13 protein-coding genes are annotated in these 18,024 nt (G+C 37.3%); 4 read left to right on the plus strand and 9 right to left on the minus strand.

The genetic code is table 11. The features are described from left to right. Nucleotides 1-42: 42 nt before the first annotated feature. Both PQ456_RS11255 and murB read right to left on the minus strand, forming a co-directional pair. Nucleotides 43-1,383: an MFS transporter gene (locus PQ456_RS11255; RefSeq protein WP_273616302.1), complete on the minus strand. Its 1,341-nt coding sequence runs from the start codon at nt 1,381-1,383 to the stop codon at nt 43-45. Nucleotides 1,384-1,649: 266 nt separating this feature from the next. Then, on the minus strand, nt 1,650-2,540 hold the full coding sequence (murB, locus tag PQ456_RS11260) for a UDP-N-acetylmuramate dehydrogenase (protein ID WP_273612353.1): 891 nt from the start codon (nt 2,538-2,540) through the stop codon (nt 1,650-1,652). A gap of 320 nt (nt 2,541-2,860) precedes the next feature. On the opposite strand from murB, the gene PQ456_RS11265 reads away from it, so the two are divergent. After that, nucleotides 2,861-3,520, plus strand: coding sequence for a helix-turn-helix transcriptional regulator (locus PQ456_RS11265; RefSeq protein ID WP_273612354.1), 660 nt, complete (start codon nt 2,861-2,863; stop codon nt 3,518-3,520). 403 nt (nt 3,521-3,923) lie between these two features. Here the strand turns inward: PQ456_RS11265 and PQ456_RS11270 are convergent, their stop codons facing one another. Together PQ456_RS11270 and PQ456_RS11275 are read right to left on the minus strand one after the other, a co-directional pair. Then, nucleotides 3,924-4,844, minus strand: coding sequence for an oxidoreductase (locus tag PQ456_RS11270; RefSeq protein ID WP_273612355.1), 921 nt, complete (start codon nt 4,842-4,844; stop codon nt 3,924-3,926). Between the two features lie 206 nt (nt 4,845-5,050). Continuing rightward, on the minus strand, nt 5,051-5,788 hold the full coding sequence (locus tag PQ456_RS11275; RefSeq protein WP_273612356.1) for an SDR family oxidoreductase: 738 nt from the start codon (nt 5,786-5,788) through the stop codon (nt 5,051-5,053). A 191-nt stretch (nt 5,789-5,979) separates the two neighbouring features. On the opposite strand from PQ456_RS11275, the gene PQ456_RS11280 reads away from it, so the two are divergent. Beyond that, nucleotides 5,980-6,636, plus strand: coding sequence for a TetR/AcrR family transcriptional regulator (locus PQ456_RS11280; protein ID WP_273612357.1), 657 nt, complete (start codon nt 5,980-5,982; stop codon nt 6,634-6,636). 228 nt (nt 6,637-6,864) lie between these two features. On the opposite strand, the gene PQ456_RS11285 is transcribed toward PQ456_RS11280, so the two are convergent. Next, complete coding sequence (locus PQ456_RS11285; RefSeq protein ID WP_273612358.1) at nt 6,865-11,643, minus strand: S-layer homology domain-containing protein; 4,779 nt, start codon at nt 11,641-11,643, stop codon at nt 6,865-6,867. Nucleotides 11,644-12,148: 505 nt separating this feature from the next. On the opposite strand from PQ456_RS11285, the gene PQ456_RS11290 reads away from it, so the two are divergent. Then, nucleotides 12,149-12,907, plus strand: a complete 759-nt coding sequence (locus PQ456_RS11290) for an SDR family oxidoreductase (protein ID WP_273612359.1) — start codon at nt 12,149-12,151, stop codon at nt 12,905-12,907. 140 nt (nt 12,908-13,047) lie between these two features. After that, the gene (locus PQ456_RS11295) at nt 13,048-13,665 is read left to right on the plus strand and encodes a TetR/AcrR family transcriptional regulator (RefSeq protein ID WP_273612360.1); all 618 of its coding nucleotides are present in this window, start codon (nt 13,048-13,050) and stop codon (nt 13,663-13,665) included. A 156-nt stretch (nt 13,666-13,821) separates the two neighbouring features. Here the strand turns inward: PQ456_RS11295 and PQ456_RS11300 are convergent, their stop codons facing one another. The 4 genes from PQ456_RS11300 to PQ456_RS11315 form a co-directional block, all read right to left on the minus strand. Further along, on the minus strand, nt 13,822-14,187 hold the full coding sequence (locus tag PQ456_RS11300) for an SH3 domain-containing protein (RefSeq protein ID WP_273612361.1): 366 nt from the start codon (nt 14,185-14,187) through the stop codon (nt 13,822-13,824). A gap of 34 nt (nt 14,188-14,221) precedes the next feature. Continuing rightward, nucleotides 14,222-14,689 (minus strand): hypothetical protein, encoded by a 468-nt coding sequence (locus PQ456_RS11305; RefSeq protein ID WP_273612362.1) that lies wholly within the window; start codon nt 14,687-14,689, stop codon nt 14,222-14,224. Nucleotides 14,690-14,823: 134 nt separating this feature from the next. Next, nucleotides 14,824-16,179: a glucoamylase family protein gene (locus PQ456_RS11310; protein ID WP_273612363.1), complete on the minus strand. Its 1,356-nt coding sequence runs from the start codon at nt 16,177-16,179 to the stop codon at nt 14,824-14,826. A gap of 292 nt (nt 16,180-16,471) precedes the next feature. After that, a complete protein-coding gene (locus PQ456_RS11315; protein ID WP_273612364.1) occupies nt 16,472-17,773 on the minus strand; it encodes an NCS2 family permease in 1,302 nt (433 codons plus the stop codon). Between the last annotated feature and the right edge of the window lie 251 nt (nt 17,774-18,024).

An 18,024-nucleotide genomic window follows, 5' to 3' on the forward strand; every position in this document is an offset into this window, starting at 1 on the left:
AAGATATGATCCTTATCCGTACAAAGGAATATTATCTTGTGACTAAACAGTTGGATCATGTTCTTGAGGAACAGGCTCGGTGATGCGTAAAGATGCTAAAAAACTTAATAACACCCATAGTAATTGCAGGAGTAATACCATCATCACGCCTGTAGATATGCCCCACTGTAATGTTTCTGACAAAGCAATTAAAGCGCCACCAACTCCGATGCTTACTCCCATATAGAAAGAATCGACGAATTGCAGATTTGCAGACATTTCTCCTTCTTGTCTAGGTGCTGCATGTTGTAAAGCAATAGCAGCAGTTGTAGGATTAGCCAATCCAACACCGAAGCCAGTAATCATTTGTGAGAGCAGAATGAGTATAATTCCACCATTGGATAACATAAGGGCTAGGATTACAAGTACAGTGCCGGCGATCATAATTCCGATACCGCTCATTACTCTACGCTTTCTTCCATGACCTTGATCTCGTACATCAAGCTTGGCTTGCAACCAAGCTGCGGCAGACCAGCTTAAAGAACCTGCTGCTACAATAAGACCAGCAAGATCTGCTGATAACCCTTTTACTTCAGTTAATGCCAAGATTACAAAACTCTCTGTTGTAAAATAACAAGCTACATATAACCCTCTGGACACCAATGTAGCAGGTAATCCTTTTTTCACTGCAAAAGTTCCTTTAGGAAGAAGTTTTTGCATTTGCGGGATCATGATCAAAAAGCCAACCAAAGTAAGTACTATTCCTTTCCAATCGGTTATCATCCCAAGTCCTGTAAGCAACAACCCTGTTCCAATAGCAAGTAGAATCGCATGCAGAGTCTTGGAATCCGCTTTGGGCGCTATACCTGTCCGTACTTGCCGAAGCTGTAGATCATGGAAAGAGCGGAATGTAAGACTCAATGCTAATGCAATCAGAGGTAACACAATCCAGAAAACAAATCGCCATGATATATACGACGCCATAAGACCTGCCAGGTAAGGACCGATTAAAGAAGGTAACACAAATGCCATAGAGAACGCCGCCAAAATTTGAGTACGAAGAGCATCTGAATAATGCAAAGTTACACAGGTATATACACATGTGATCAAAGCTCCTGCCCCAAAACCTTGGAGCGCTCTTGCTACAATAAGCATATGCATATCAAAAGAAACAGCGGCAACTACAGTTCCGAGCACAAAAATACTAAACGACACAAGCATAGATGTAAAAACGCCGCGCTTATCAACTTGCTGACCCATAACAAGAGTTCCAATCAGTTGAGATAATAAAAATGCGCTAAAAATCCATCCGTATAAATGAATACCTTGCAAGTCTTGTGCCATTTTCGCTGCTATTGTCGTAATAGCCAGTCCTTCGAAAGCGACAGTTGTTAGAACTAGCATAATACCAATCGTCAACGCTCTGTGCTGCTTATCAAAAATTCCAGTCTGATTGTTATTTGTTTTCTACACCTCCCTAATAAAATATTTTTGGTAAAATTAACCTTTTTTAAGGTCTGAATACATAATACTCTTTCTACTTTATAAAGTAAAATGTTTAATAACTAATATTTAATAAATAGTAAAGCTGCAAATGATCTTTCCACTACTCATAAAAACTACTATAAGTGACTTGAAAGTAGTCGATACCTAAAAGTAGGCAATAGAAGTCACTCTCCTAAAATAATCACTTCTGTCTCCAAATTAATCTTAAATGCCTCATATACTTTTTGTTTGATCAACTGGATTAACTCCAAATAATCGTCAGCAGTTGCATGATCTGCATTAATAATAAAACCTGCATGCTTCAGAGAGATTTCCGCTCCTCCAATACGTGTGCCCTGCAAGTTGCAATCCTGAATTAATCTTCCTACAAAATGTCCTTCTGGACGTTTAAAAACACTACCACATGAAGGATATTCTAGCGGTTGTTTAGATTGTCGTTTGAACGTTAAATCCTGCATGATACTAGAGATGACATCTTTATTTCCTTGAGCAAGCTTCAGCTCGACCTCAAGTATGATATAGTCATTTGTTCTAAATATACTGTCCCGATAACCAAGCTTCATATCTGCTAGGGGTATATCCAGCACTTCTCCATTTTTGGTAATAACACTCGCACGCTCAACAACTTCAGCCATCTGACCACCATAAGCACCAGCATTCATATAGAGTGCCCCTCCCGTGCTACCCGGTATACCACATGCAAATTCTAGCCCTGTTAAGCTATGATCTAACGCCATGCTAGAGACATCCATAATATTGGCTCCACTTTGCGCAACCATGTTATTCCCACTCACCTGAATCTGATCGAAATGGCTCAAAGAAATAGTGATTCCTCTTATGCCGTTGTCTTTAATGATGACATTTGAACCTTTGCCGATAACAGTCAACGGTAATTGCTGTTTTTTTGCAATTTCAACGATGCTTTTAATTTCGTCTTTCGTGGTGGGATGAATAAGGATGTCTGCTTTACCACCTAACTGTATATACGTGTGATCTTTTAAAGGCTCATTTTGTTTTACTTTTTCCAAAGGTATATGATTCTCAAATAGATTCATGCTATTCTCTCCTTGAGTTGGCACAGAGATAATATAGGTGATACGGATAAACCTTCGAATCTAAAGGCTATTACTGACAAAATGATCCCTATAAATAGTTCAAAATAGATAATAAAAAATAACTAGACTGAAAATACGTTGCTGATCAAACCATATCAAATGTGACTTTACAACATGAGTATGTATACCTCGTATCCGGATACTTAGTAAACATTTTTGTTTATAAAGTCTAAACTACAGTTCAATTTTGACTTTGTCAACATTTTTGTTTAAAATGTAGACAGCGATATAGATTAAGTTGTTTTAAAAGGAGATGTACTATGAGCCGGGATCAAATTAAAAAGGATGTCTCCAAAAGTACTCGAAGAGGGATCATTCATCTGTTAAAAGAGCGAGGAGGAATGGATGTTGTAACACTCTCCTCTCACTTTTCGTTGTCAGGAATGGCGATTCGTCAACATTTGAATGCGCTCAAAGAAGAAGGGTTAGTCACTAATGTGGAAGAAGCTCGTCCGATGGGTCGACCCACTAAGCTATGGGTATTAACTCCAGCAGCTAATCGTTTTTTTCCAAATGGCTATTCAGACTTATCTGTCAGCTTGATTCATTCGATGAAAGAAGCGTTTGGTAATGAAGGGCTAGATAAGCTACTAGATATTCGAAATAAAAAGATGCAAGAACAATATCTTCAGCATCTTGGCGATACATCAGACATTCTAGAAAAGCTGGAAAAGCTTGCCGAGATTCGAACAATCGAAGGTTATATGGCTGAGGTGAAGATGCAGGATGATGGCAGTCTCCTATTGATTGAGAAGCATTGTCCAATCTGTGAAGCTGCTGCTGTATGTACAGGATTGTGCAAAAATGAGTTACATTTATTTCAAACGGTTCTAGGAAATAATGTTCATATTGAACGCAGTGAGTACATTTTAGCAGGAGGAAGAAACTGCATATACACCGTTAGACAACATAAGCCATAACGAAAAGAGCAACCTCATTGGAGATTGCTCTTTTTATTACTGCATATCTTTTCTTTACATACTCGTCTTATGTCTTTTCTGCTCTTGCTATCAACCTATTCCTTTTTCTTATACTCCATAAAAAAATGATTGTTGAACGTATGTACTGATAATATTATTTTTATTCATTAACAACGAGCAAAGCAGCCATATTAAAATCAGACTGCTTTGCTCGTTGTTATAATACGTTATTTAATAATTGAGATACTATTTATTTAGATGTATACTTTTTATCTTTTAGACTATTCTCTAAAAAATCTGTTTAATCAAAATCAAATATGTTGATTCTTTTCTATCTGATGTTAAATAAATTCTTCTCTCTCTTTTAAGAATTACCTTATGCATTTTCACGTTCATTTCCAAATCACTTATCAAATTTGAAAGATATACCTGTTAAATCTTCAGAAACGTTCCAAAGTTTATTAGATATATTAGAGTCATACAGTTTCTCAATGATCGTATCATTTGTTGGATAGCCTTTTTTGCCACCTTTGCTATCAGGAGCGATATATTCTCCTCCTTTTATAGTGGATGATGTTGCGCTATACAAAGCAGGCAGTGCACCCATATGTGCTGGTTGACTTATCATACTTGAAATCATTCTGAGAAATATATTGGCTTGCTTTCCTGAACCAAAAGAGCCTAAATTGGTATGCGAAATTCCGGGATGACAAGCAACGCTCACTGAATTGATATGATTTGAACGAAATTTATTTTGTAATTCTTTTGCAAACAATAGATTTGCCAGTTTACTTTGACCATAGAACTTACGACTATATCCTTTAGAACCGTCTAAATTATCAAAATTAATATGAGCATCATGAGCAACTAAGCTACTCTGCGTTATCACTCTCGAATTTGGCGTAGAAATTAAATGTGGCAACAATAATCCTGTTAATGCAAAGTGTCCTAAATGGTTCCCGCCAAATTGGGATTCAAAGCCGTCTTTCGTCAGATGAAAAGGAGGATACATAATACCTGCATTGTTAATAAGAATGGCTAAAGATTTATAATTGTTAAGAAAATTTGCTGCAAATGCTTTTACACTGGTCAAATCACTAAGATCGAGCTTCATAGCTTTGACATTTGCACTAACATAGGCAGCTTTTATTTTATTTACAGCGGCGGCTCCTTTTTCCATATTGCGAACAGCAATAACAATTGTCGCCCTCTTTTGAGCTAATGCTAGCGCTGTTTCGAAACCGATCCCGCTATTCCCACCTGTGACGATGACCACTTTCCCAGACATATCTGGAATATCATCTGTTGTCCAAATTTTACTCATTTAAAAGAGGCTCCTCTCGCTGACTTGCACAATCTGATCTGATTGAATTTATAGCATCATAAACATCATTATTTGAACAGTAGGGATATAGCTTTCTTAGGCATTCTGCCGTAGAGCTTAACTAGTTAGCTATCTATCTAAGTTCTGATAGAATACCTTTTTTTCTGATAAAGATGAAAATATTTTTCTTGCTCTAGCAGATTCTTTTAAGATCGCTGAGAAGTAGGCGTAACGATCATTTCTTTTACTGTCACAGATGATGGTTGTTCAATTGCGTATCGGATTGCTGCTGCAATATCTTCTCCTTGTAGAGGGGTTAAGTTAGCAAATTCAGACTCTAACGAAAACACATCTTGGTCTGTTATCGTGTGCGTTAACTCAGTAGCTACATTACCGGGAGAAATGATCGTTGTACGAATATTTTGATCAGGTCGCAACTCTTTTCGTAAGCCTTCTGTAATAGCACGAACTGCAAATTTTGTACCGGAGTATACTGCGGTGCTTGGATAAATTTCATGACCTGCCACTGAAGCAACGTTGATAATATGCCCTTCATTTCGTTCTTCCATATGTGGAAAGACAGCAGCGATTCCGTATAAGACACCTTTAATATTCACGTCAATCATTCGATCCCACTCTTCTACTTTCCGGTTTCTTATAAAAGAAACTTGTGCGATACCAGCATTATTAATCAAAATATCGATTTTACCGTAAGTTTCAAGGGTAGTTTGTGCAAGTGATTCCATATCTGCTTGAGAGGTTACGTCTGTAACTCGATACTCTGCCTGTCCCCCAGCGGCTTCAATTTCTTTTTTTAGTTGAATTAATCGGTCTTCCCGGCGTGCTGCAAGCATAACTTTTATTCCGTTACTCGCTAGTTCTCTTGCTGTTGCTTCCCCAATTCCACTACTTGCACCTGTTATAATAGCCACTTTGCTTTCCATATTTCGTACCTCCTGAGTTTTGTTTGATTTTATTTTTTTGAATAACACACTCAAATATGAAGAGTGTTTTGTTAACAAAGATTATATTATCATACCAAGTTAACTAAATCAACAAAAATAGTTAACTTTGTTTTTGTAGTAATTCAAATGCATATTCTGATATAATATAGGCTAGCTAAGGGGGAGGAATTATGGACGAAGATCAACGTGATAAGACAAGTAAAGAAATGATATATCGACTTGTTACGCGTACTCGTAAAGATAGCCTTATTTCGATGCGAGCTGAAGATATGGCTAAATTTATGGATGTAAGCAAAGTAACAATGTATAAATATTTTTCTTCCAAAGAGGAAATATTATCCCTGGTTATCTCAAACTACACAGATTATATCCGTAATATGGATATATCTTCTGCTGATGAGAATAAGGCGATCCTAGAACGCTATCAAAAGTCATTTGAGCAATCTTTAATGATTAATTACTATTTTCCAGAACATTTTTTCAATGATTTTAAAACGTATAATCCGCGGTTGTATGAAGAAATTGTTGATGCACAGCAATTTCGTTTTAAACAGTTAGATGAACTGTATCGTTTGGGAGCGGAACAAGGGATTTTTTATCCTGTAAATTCTGCAATTTTTATATTGGATGATGAACTGATCTTGCGCCGAATACTTGATCCATCGTTTCTTGTTCAACATGGGTTACCTTTAGAGCAGACACTGCTTGATTACTACCAGATGCAAAAGAGGAAATTAATTTGTGAAAAGCATGTAAACACAATGGATGATTCACCGATCGAAGAGCTAATACGTTCTTTTGTAGCTAAAAATTCGAGGAATTTATAAGATATAACGAACCACAATAGCCTATCATGAAGATTGAAGGCTTCTACGACTTGGTAATACCGATAGACGATGAATAAAGGATACTTGATTTTCTGGACAGTTTAGTATGAGAATCCATATTATGAAGATCAGGAATATCAGTAGCATTGTTCATCTTTGAAAAGCTTTATTTTTAAAAGCAATCGAGTATAAAAAAAAGGTGCTACACGTCATGTGCAGCACCTTTTTTCATTTGTTCAATAATCTATAAATCACCACAGCAGTTTCTTCTTTGGTAATCTTCTGCTTAGGCTTGAATTGACCATTCTCATACCCAATAAAGAGTTCTCCGCCTAATGTATTGATCGCTGTTTTTGCCCATGAAGGGATCTTAGTGTTATCAGTAAACTGATATACAGCATTTCCTTGTTGCTTTATAACACTTTGCAAAATTGTAGCTGCTTCTGCTCTTGTTATGATTCGATCCGGTTTAAAAGTTCCGTCTGGATAACCTGAAATGTAGTTCATTTCAGTTGCTTTCACTATATTTGCGGTATACCATTTTTCACTTATATCACTAAATGGATGATCATTAAATGTATTGGATGTTGGCAGAGAAGCAGTTGTAACTTCAAGCTGTTCATTTCTGGCGCGAAGTAACATACTTACAAATTCTGCTCTTGTAATACCTGCTGTAGGGTTGAACTTACCTGATTGATCACCATTTACAATACCGCGGTCAGCTAGATCATTGATAGCACTCTCTGAATACCGTGACTTCACATCAATAAATCGATTAGCTAGATCATTATCGTTAGCAATGGGGCGCACAGATAATGTATTATGATCCTCTTCTATTTTATCAGGATTATGCTGGTCTATCGTCACTGCCGGGTTCAAAATCGTCGAAGGCACATTCCCAACTGGTTTGTCTTTTGTTTTAAACGTTATAATTTGCACTTCCGATCGAATCCCAGATGAATTTTCAGTCCATACCTTTATGGTATATCGATGTGCATCTGACAAATTGTTAAGTTCAAGTGTTGGCGATGATGATCGCTGAAGTTCATTTTTATCATCTGCAAAAACAAATAGATCTAGATCACTTCCATTTAACGCATGTACAGTTGCCGAAGATGTAGTGATATCTGTTGTATCTAGTTGGAACTCTGAAAAAGGATTCGTTTCAAATGATAACTTATACAAATCTCCCATAATTCCAGATGAATTCACCGCACGAATTCCAAAATCATTATATGTTGTACTACTTGATAAATGATCTATACGTACCTTATTGTCTTCGGTAGTGTGAATCAGCTGATTACCATCGTACACAAGATAAGATGTTGCCCCTTTAAAAGACTCCCACCCGATCGTAGCAGAATCAGACTGTAGATCTAAAATATTGAGTACATTAGTTTGAGACGGAATAGGTGCTCCTTGATATTGTATCCATAAGCGCTCAGGGCTTTCGCCATTTTTGCCTACAGCCGCAATACCAAAAGAAGATAAAATGCCAGCACCCGGGCTAGACAAGTTTACATGTAATTCACTGGTTGTTTGGATCAATTTTCCATGTGTATCATAAATACGATAATACAGAGCACCTTCAGAAGGTGAAAATGCTAATTGAAGATCAACATTTGTATTGGAATGTACGTGTCCCGATTTAGGAGCAAGCGGTATAGTCTGAAATTGAAGAGATTGTACAGCAGACTTTCCACTTTCATTGACAGCATACACATGTACCGAATATATCTCACCAGCGGTTAGACCGTTTAAATCAATCGTTGAAGTTGAACTGATATATTCTTTTCCATTGATTGTCGCTATATAGCTAGAAGCTCCCTTTACAGGGCTAAACTTTAGTTGTGCAGAAGTATAAGCAATATCTTGTATGCGCAAATCTTGATGAATAGATTCAGGCAAAGTGATAAAAGTCGTATCCGCAGCTTCCCCTGTACCAAAATCGTTAAAAGGAACAACAGAAACTACATGTACACTACCTGCATTCAGTCCAGAAAATTCATAACCTGGATGCTCTGTTGTTACTGTTTTGATACCGTCTAGATAGATATCATAACCTGTAGCTCCTCGTACATCTCTCCAGACATAAGACGCAGAGTCTATAGTTACATTTTTCTTTATTAACTCCGTGGCGACAGGTAATGTCGATAATGAGATATTTTTAAAATTACTTTGTCCAGATGCATTAGTTACAGCAATAGCATAATTATAATGTGTACCTGACATAAGATTATGATCAGCAAAAAGAACATTTGAACTAGGATAAGCTACATGGTATTCGTTATAAGTATTATCTGTAACTGTTGTATACGTTTCTTTGGTAACAGTAACGATATGCTCATCATTGCGTTTGACATCATAATAAACATCTCCTGTTACGCTGTCCCATGATAGCTGTGCAAAATTAGTTCCAACTCCTGTTATATGTAGACCAGCAAGCGAAGGTATTGTCAAAAATGTATAGCGACTCTCCAGACTTTGACCGGATGCATTGACGGCATGAATACTCAATGTATAGCTATGGTTAGGAGAAAGTTGTTCGAATATATGACTTGTATTCATACTTCCGTTTGAAATGATTACTCCATTTTGATCAGCAAGTTCATACAAATAATGCGTAGCAGATGGAACAGATTCTAGCTGTACACGCATAGAAGTCTCAGATAGTGCATAGACTCCTTCTACTCTAGTAACGGCAGGAATTGTTGTATAACTGTAGCTTATAGATTCTCCTCTACCTGATACATTAATAGGTGTGATGGCATAAGTATATTTAGTGCCTGGCGTTAGATCGGTATCTATAAATGAGTTGCTACCAGCAGGTATATTTAATATATTTCCTGTTTGCTGGTTAATCACTTCATAAGATTCATCTGTTCTAGACGGTAATATCCCTTGAATACTGCCTGATGAAGAAGAACTTAACTGAATATCATCATGGACAAGTTTTTCTGGTAAAGCTTTAATCTTAATTTCTTTGGAGCGTCCATATGACTCATTGCCCGCTGAATCTAGTGCAAGCACATGAATATACCAGATTCCCTGTTTTTCAGATGGTAATGTAAGAGAAAAGTTCTCGTTACCTTCGATCCACTGCGCATTGATATCTGGACGAGTGCTCTGTTGATTTACAATATAACGAACAGATTGTAATGATCGATCAGCAGTCAGAATATCTACATCCACCTGATTAGCTTGCCAATCGGAGCCATCTGGTGTAAATGAAATTGTCGGCCCTTCTTTGTCAATATTCGCAACTGTGATTGTTTTCGAAGAGGAATTACCTATCCAGTCATACGTAGTAAATGTATAATCTCCATTCTCTGTCACATCATATGTAGTGACTCCTGTTGCTACACTATGACCATTAGGAAGGGTTGTCTTTGTAATCCAAGTGTCCGGATCATTAGCAGATACATAAATCGTATTTCCATAACGATTCAATTGATTGGATGCAAGCGATAGATTCAATTCTGGTTGGCTATTATCTTGTAAAGTGATCGTTTGTGTTGGGCCGATATTATCATTTCCATCAACTGCTGCTACATGAATAAATGGAGCAGTGACATTAGGGTTTATCGTCATACGAGTATCAGAAGTAGTTATAGATCCAGATGTGATTACTGTATTAGGATTATTATCCGGAGTTACAATGTATCCTGCGATGCCAGAAGTGACTTTCACTTGAGTAGGATCTTGAACTGAACCTAACGAGCCATCTCTTAATTGACCTTGAATAGTGTATGTATAGTCTGATCCATTATCTATTGGAGCTGCCCATGTTAGAACGACATTTTTATGTGAAGGAGCAAATGTGTAGTTCAGACTTTCAACTTTGTTAGGTTTCTCCATATCTACAGCAGCATTATCGTTATAATTTGAATCGTAACCAGCATAGATTTGTTGACCATTTCGGTAAATAATTGCTTTTTGTGCATAACCGATTTTGAACTCATCCAACTGCATAATACCGTTGGTAGATGAAGTAAAGCTAAGATTTGCTCCGTATTTACCGAGGTCAAACTGTGTCGTATCTGCCGGAATATCAAGGCTACGACTGTAAGTTGTCCAATCTGGATGATACCCTATATCAGCCATCCCAGTACCAAAATCTCCATACGGAAAAGTAACCAACGAGTCTCCCGGCTGAAATGTATATTCTCCATTGCTAGTCATACCTGATGCTCCTATCGTTGTATACCAGAACGAAGAATTCGAAGAGTCTAGCACTAGTGACTGAGTTGCAGCTTGATATTTATAATAAGCAACTGCCCAGTGCCAATCGGTATTGGCAGAACTAAGTATCGTTAGAAATTTTCCATCAGGCCAATTGGGAGTCCCTCCATCCACATATACAGGAATGATTTGAGGCGTATTTGCTGGCTTGCCCGGAACAATAGAGGTGGTATTTCTAAAGCGGACAATCTTTCCACTATCATCTGTTAATTGGAGCCCTTTTTTACCGCGAATATCACTAAATTGAACAGCGCTTTGATTGGTTGATCCAGATAAAGAACGCATATCATATTGAGCTTGAAGTCGTGCTCCTTGTTGCAGACTTGCTATAGAAGTTCGAGCCAAGCTTGTATCGCTAGATGTACTAGGATATCCATATGCATTACCTTTACGGTTAGTGATCGTATCTGCAATTTGTAATGAAGTACCTTTATCTGTAGAGACATAGGATTGATTGCCCTGGTTACCGCTACCACCGTAATAGGTAGAAAATTGGTTGGATTCAAAGTTAGTTTTATACAGCACCTCACTATCTGGCATAATTACAGAAAAATTTAATGAAACCGAGTTAGTGCTGGCTTTTGCAGATGTGATATCGGCTGTCACGTTTGCAGCATGAACACTTGGGATTGGTCCGAATACAGATGTTAAAATAAGAATACTTAACGAAGTTTGAAGTAGTTTACGATTAAATACTAAGCGATGGAATTCATTATAAATAGTTGGTATTGCTTCCTGATCAATAATTTTTTTAGAATTTTTCATAATATATGCTCCTTTATAAAACAAAAAAAAGCACCTCGCCGCAGATACAGAGTATCTACAAGCGAGGTGCTTCCTCGTAAGTTCATTTAATTGAGTATATCATAACTGCATTTTGAAGAAAAAGCAAAGAGAATTCGCAAATATATAGATAAGTTAACTTGATGTTATTCATTTTATAAAAATAATTTACTCAAGCAACTTTTTTATAAATTTTGTATGGTTACGAAAACGTTGAGTAGCAGACAATTATCATGCTCTTTTTATTACGCTTAATACGTTGATAAATTTCTTCAATACCGCTTATGAACATAGATTATATTGATATCTGCGATCAGTGTATATCACTCTTTCTGCAATCCATATTAACAATCTTTTTATTTATTATTCCTACTCTTTTAATAAACTTCTTATCAATACCAAAAAAATATAAAGTTGAGTTACTTGACTTTGTATTAAACTTGCCTTATATTTATCCATGTAAGTAATTTGCAATGGAGGTTTGAACATGAGTAGACTTAATGGTAAAAAAGCACTTATTACAGGTGGCACTAGCGGAATTGGTTTGGAAACAGCTAAGCAATTTTTAGCAGAAGGTGCTAGTTTGATTGTTACCGGAGTAACTCCGGAAAACGTAGAAAAAACGCAAAAGGAACTGGGAGATCAAGTCCTTGTGCTTCAAGCAGATTCTCGAGACCTTAACGCTCAACGTCAATTGGCTGAACGTGTTGGACAACATTTTGGCAAGCTAGATATTGCTTTCTTAAACGCAGGTGTATCCCACTGGCGTCCATTTGATCAAATCGATGAAACTAACTTTGATCGCTTGTTCTCCATCAATGTAAAAGCTCCATTTTTCTTAATGCAAGCATTAGTTCCTGTAATGGCGAATCCATCCTCTGTTGTACTTATGGGATCAAGCAGTTCTCACGCAGGGTATACAAATTCTAACGCTTATGCAGCTACCAAAGGTGCTATTTCTACTCTAACCAAAGCATGGAACTCTGACTTATTGTCGTCTCATGGTATTCGTTTCAATACAGTGAGCCCGGGACCAATTGATACACCACTTTATGATAAAAATAAACTGGGTATTACTGAAGAAGTTCGTGACATCGTTATGGACGGTATCCGTGATGGTATTCCAGCTGGACGCTTAGGTACAGCTGAAGAAATTGCGAAAGCTGTTGTCTATCTAGCTTCAGATGAGTCACGCTTCACTATTGGGGTTGACTTGATTCTGGATGGCGCTCAAACGATTCTTTAAAAAGTTAAAATTAATGCTGCTTAGAGCCCTTCATGGGCACTTAAGCAGCTTTTTCTTTTAGAATACTTTCAATTGTTGTATAGTATACAAGAGGGTTTCACCCCTCCGATAGGACTTAAATCCAACTTTGGAGTGGACATATGGGCATAAAATCAACTTACCATGAACGTATAAAAGAAGAAAAAAGAGCATGTGTTATTGCTGCAGCGCAAGAACTTTTTTTTGAAAAAGGATATGCACGCACCACATTATCTCAGATCGCAAAAGGTGCTGGTCTTTCTACCGGAACATTATTTAATCATTTTCCAACAAAGGAATTGATCTTCGAAACGATCGTCAAGCATTTTTGGGAGCTTGATCCTGAATGGGATCTTCCACCAGTACTTGGCTCTCCTTTGCAAGGATTAATAAAATTCGGACGAGACTATGCATGCGTACTGACTCGTGAGGGAATGGCTCCTTTGTTTCGAGTTGTTATTGCAGAGGCCAAGCAGTTCCCCGAACTCAGTCTTTTTCATTATGAACTGGGCGAAGGTGCTGTGCATCAGAAGTTGACGCAATATTTACTCGATGAAGTTGAGCTGGGTAATATTAGTTTGCCTGATGCGTCAAAAGCGGCTAACGAATTTATGAGTACAATTGCAGGACAAGTGCTATGGCCTAAAATGCTACTACTCGATTTCAGTATCTCTCGAGAACAGGCTTTTCAAATATCAGATGAAGCTGCTTATATGATCATCAATAAGTACGATAGCTAAAGTAGACGAATACAAGTAATCTCATAAGATGAGAGCTCTTGTATTCGTCTTTTGCATTCCAATTACTTATTATTCGTGTTGATTTGTATCATATACATTTGTTTTTTCAACAAAAAACAGCCTATCAAATGATAGACTGTTTCAGGTATCTAGCTTTTATTTTGGTTTGGGATAGTCTACTAACATCAATACTTTATTAGGAATCCAACCCTTTTCACCGTCTGTCGTATGTACCAAACTCCATTCATTCAACTCATATTCTTGCTCTACGATCATACCGGGATTTACGGTTAATTCATAAGCAGAATAATCTGTTAAAACGGTAGAAATTTGATTTTCATCAGGCGAGCTTAATATTTGCTTGGGAACCCAACCATGCTTTTGAGAATGAACATCTTCACAAAAAATCCAATTCGGAAATTTGGTATCTTCTCTTCCATATAAGACAGTATCGCCTTTAGCCAATACAATAGGATCTGGATAATTTGAAAAATGAGAGTGAACCACTTGATATCGCTTCATTCTCAGTACCTCCATACATATCATTGCAAAATATTTAAATGCCAAAGTGAAGAATAGACTTATTATTGCTATAAGCTTCAATAGCTAGATTTATTAATAATTGTAATTCGTTTTGCACAGTCTTGCGGAGAACTCGATTTCTAGTACTTTCCCAGTAGCCTTCTTCGTGCTCTGTTTCTTTCCAAACGGTCTCACCTCTCAAACTAAATATGTCTGGTGCTTCTTCTATAAAATCAAGCCATTTTTCTAAAAGCTGTTTTAACTTTCCAGACTCTGTTGCAGATATAATAGTTAAGCCATAATACGTTAATCCTCTGGTACTTTGTTGTGTTGCAGGATCATAAGTAGGTATCCAGTTCAAAAAATCCATTAGATACAAAATCATATCATCAGATATACTTGCTTTTTGTGTCCATGTATACCGATTAGAGCTGTACCATTCATACACATTGTCCATATCAAAATCGTTGTTAATTAGAAAAAATTCATGTTCTAAACTCATTGTATCCACCTGGGTTGACCCCGTGTTTATGTATTGGTATTACACATCCACTATATTATCATAGTTAGAAGCCATAAAAAAAGCCGCTATTTAGCGACTTTTAAGAATATCTTATTGTAATACTCTGTGTAGTTTTATTGAATAGAAAAGACTTCTTTCTTCAGCAAGCTTTCGGGTTTCTTCCCAATAGGATCACTGTGGAAATAATCGCGAATGACTCCATCTTGTAGATAATTAGCGATAGATATCATAATCATTCCTTGATCAAGAGCAAGATACGCTTTGGCAAGCTCACCCGTCTTCACATTCACAGAGTCATAAAAACCGTACTTTCCAGCCATCTTCAATTTCTGAAGTGCTTTGATGTTCTTTTGTGCGGCTTCAGGGGCATATTCTAAGGCTAGAAATGTTGCGTGAGCCGTTACAGTTGTACTGTCTTTGTATCCTGATATTCCAAGCGGTGTAGCTGCAAATTCACTATATCCTGTTGGTGTTGCAGCAGGTGAGAATCCCCATGCAGCATATCCTTTATCTTTGGCATATTGAATTTGTAATTGAACATGGCGTTTATTATTGAGTCCAAGTGCCCGGGTACCTAGTTCTTTTTCTTTGATGACCATGCCTGGCATCAGTGCTTCGAACATGCTACCGCCCCAGCTTGGAACAAATTTTTTATTCTTATATACATAGCTTCCTTCAAATACCTTTACTCCATCGTATTTGACTGTTTTGCCTTGAGGAACTTGAGATTGCCAATCAAATTCCGCTGGCATTGTGCGGTACATTTTCCACCAATGCTCTTTGGGAACATCGCCTTTGCCGATTGCAATATAACTTGCTACACGTGGCTCCGTATAAAAAGAACCATAATGATGTTCTGTCAGTTCTCCTTTAGCTACATCATATCCACCGCGGAATTGACCCACTTCAGGATCGTACAATGTTGTATAGTTCATTGCTTTGACTAATTGATTAGTCTGCTCATGAAGTTCTTGGTATGCCTGACCCACCACAATCAGACCTGCTGACATCCAGCCATTATCAACTTGAGAAATAAATTGCCCCCAGTCTTTTTTCAGTGATCCGTCTTCGGTATTGTACCAGTTGTAAAATAACCCGTTCCATTTATCCATCTTTTCAAGAGAATTTAGCGTTGTTTGCAGTCGTGTTACTGCTTCCTTTTTGCTAATAATACCTAATCGCTGAGCAGAAACAGTACTCATCATATACATAGAGATATTAGTAGGTGATGTCCGTTTTGCTTCTTCTGTTCCTTTTTCAGTCGTTCTAACTTCGTCGTATGTTAAGCCAGTCACCGTATCTGTATAGTCTGTAAAGTATGCATATGTTTTCTTTGCAACCGCTTTCAATTCAGTGTTGAATGCAGCCTTTTTACTTGAGGATGGTGCAGCTGAAACCATAGGAGTGAAAGTTAAACCCGTTAACAGGCAAAAAGCTACAAATAGACTCAATACTTTTACTTTGTTCATTTACTTTTCTCCTTCCAAATAAAATTTGAAACGTTTCGCCATTTATAATAACATGAATGTTTCATCACAGTAAACCATTAATTGATAACGCTTACTAAAAGGATAGAATTAGAATATCTTTTCTGCTTACGATGCGAAACGTTTCTTTTTTACTATATTGTTGATGGCTATAGCGGTTTTATTTGATTTATGTACTTGGTATTACTTTGATGTACGCTAATCATATATCTGCAAATACCAAAAAGAGAACGATCTATAATAGACCGCCCTCTTCTTAATCAGAATCGATATGTTAGTGATCCAGAAATACAAGCTGAATTAAGAATAACACTGCAAAAATATAGAAAATCGGATGAACTTCTTTACCTTTACCACGAAGAAGCTTGAGCAACGGATAGAAAATAAAACCAAAACCAATCCCTGTTGCAATACTGTGTGTTAATGGCATTAAAATAATAATTAAGAAAGCTGGAAATGCTACTTCGAGATCTTTCCAGTCAATTTTGTTAATTACGCTGATCATAAAGTAACCCACAATAATCAATGCCGGTGAAGTGATTGCTGAAATGCCGGATAATACACTGACAATAGGTGCAAAGAATAATGTAAGTGCAAGTAGAACACTGACTGTAATCGCCGTTAGCCCTGTTCGACCGCCAGCAGCAACACCTGTACTAGACTCGATATAAGCAGAAGTTGGACTCGTTCCAAGTAAAGAACCTGTTGTCGTTCCTACTGCATCTGCTAGTAGCGCACCACGAGACCGCGGGAATTTGCCATCTTTGTTAAGTAGTCCTGCTTGTTCAGCAACACCAAGCATGGTTCCTGTAGTATCAAATAAAGTAATTAATAAGAATGTGAATATGATCGTATATAGACCATTTGAGAATACTCCGGCTAGATCCAGTTGGAAAGCCGTTGTAGAAAGTCCTTGCGGCATAGCCATAATCGATGCAGGCAATTGGAACAATCCTAAAATCCAAGCAAGAATAGCGGTAACCACCATACCTATAAATAAATACCCTTTTACATTATAAGCCATCAGAACGACAGTGATCAGTAATCCAATAATCGTTAGATACGTCATTGGCTCTGTCAAATTACCAATCGTAATTAGATTGGATTCAGAAGCGATAATAATACCAGAGTTCTGTAAACCCACTGTGGTAATAAAAAGCCCGATCCCTGCGGTGATCGCATGCTTCAAACTTGCCGGAATTGCATCCAGCAACATATAACGGAATGAAGTCACCGATAAAATAATAAACAAAATCCCTGCGATAAATACTGCGCCTAAAGCAACTTGCCAGGTTACACCATACCCACCGACAACACTATAGGCAAAAAATGCATTCAGACCCATACCCGGTGCTAACACAATCGGATAATTAGACCATAATCCCATAATCAGAGTTGCTACAATACTTGCTAGAATCGTAGCAATAAATACCCCGTTAAAATCCATACCCGTACTACTGAGTATTCCCGGATTTACGATAACGATATAGACCATCGTAAAAAATGTAGTTAAGCCTGCAATAATTTCTGTTGAAACGTTGGTGCCTCTTTCTTTGAGTTTGAACCAGTTATCCATGGTAAAGCCATCCTCCACTCCGTATCTATTCATAAACGCTAAAAAATCCTCATTCTTTTATAGGATGATATGAGTTGTACTCCTATAATAGTCATAAGGATTTAGCACATAGGCTCATGAATAAAATCAAGGCAATTATATTTATAATTCGTTTTAAATCTGACGTCCATTTCGAATTTTAATGAATATAACGTATATTGTCAATGAAATATTGTTCTTTATGTCTTTATTTACGAACTATCTATTTATTT

The organism is Paenibacillus kyungheensis, assembly GCF_028606985.1.
GTDB lineage: Bacteria > Bacillota > Bacilli > Paenibacillales > Paenibacillaceae > Saccharibacillus > Saccharibacillus kyungheensis.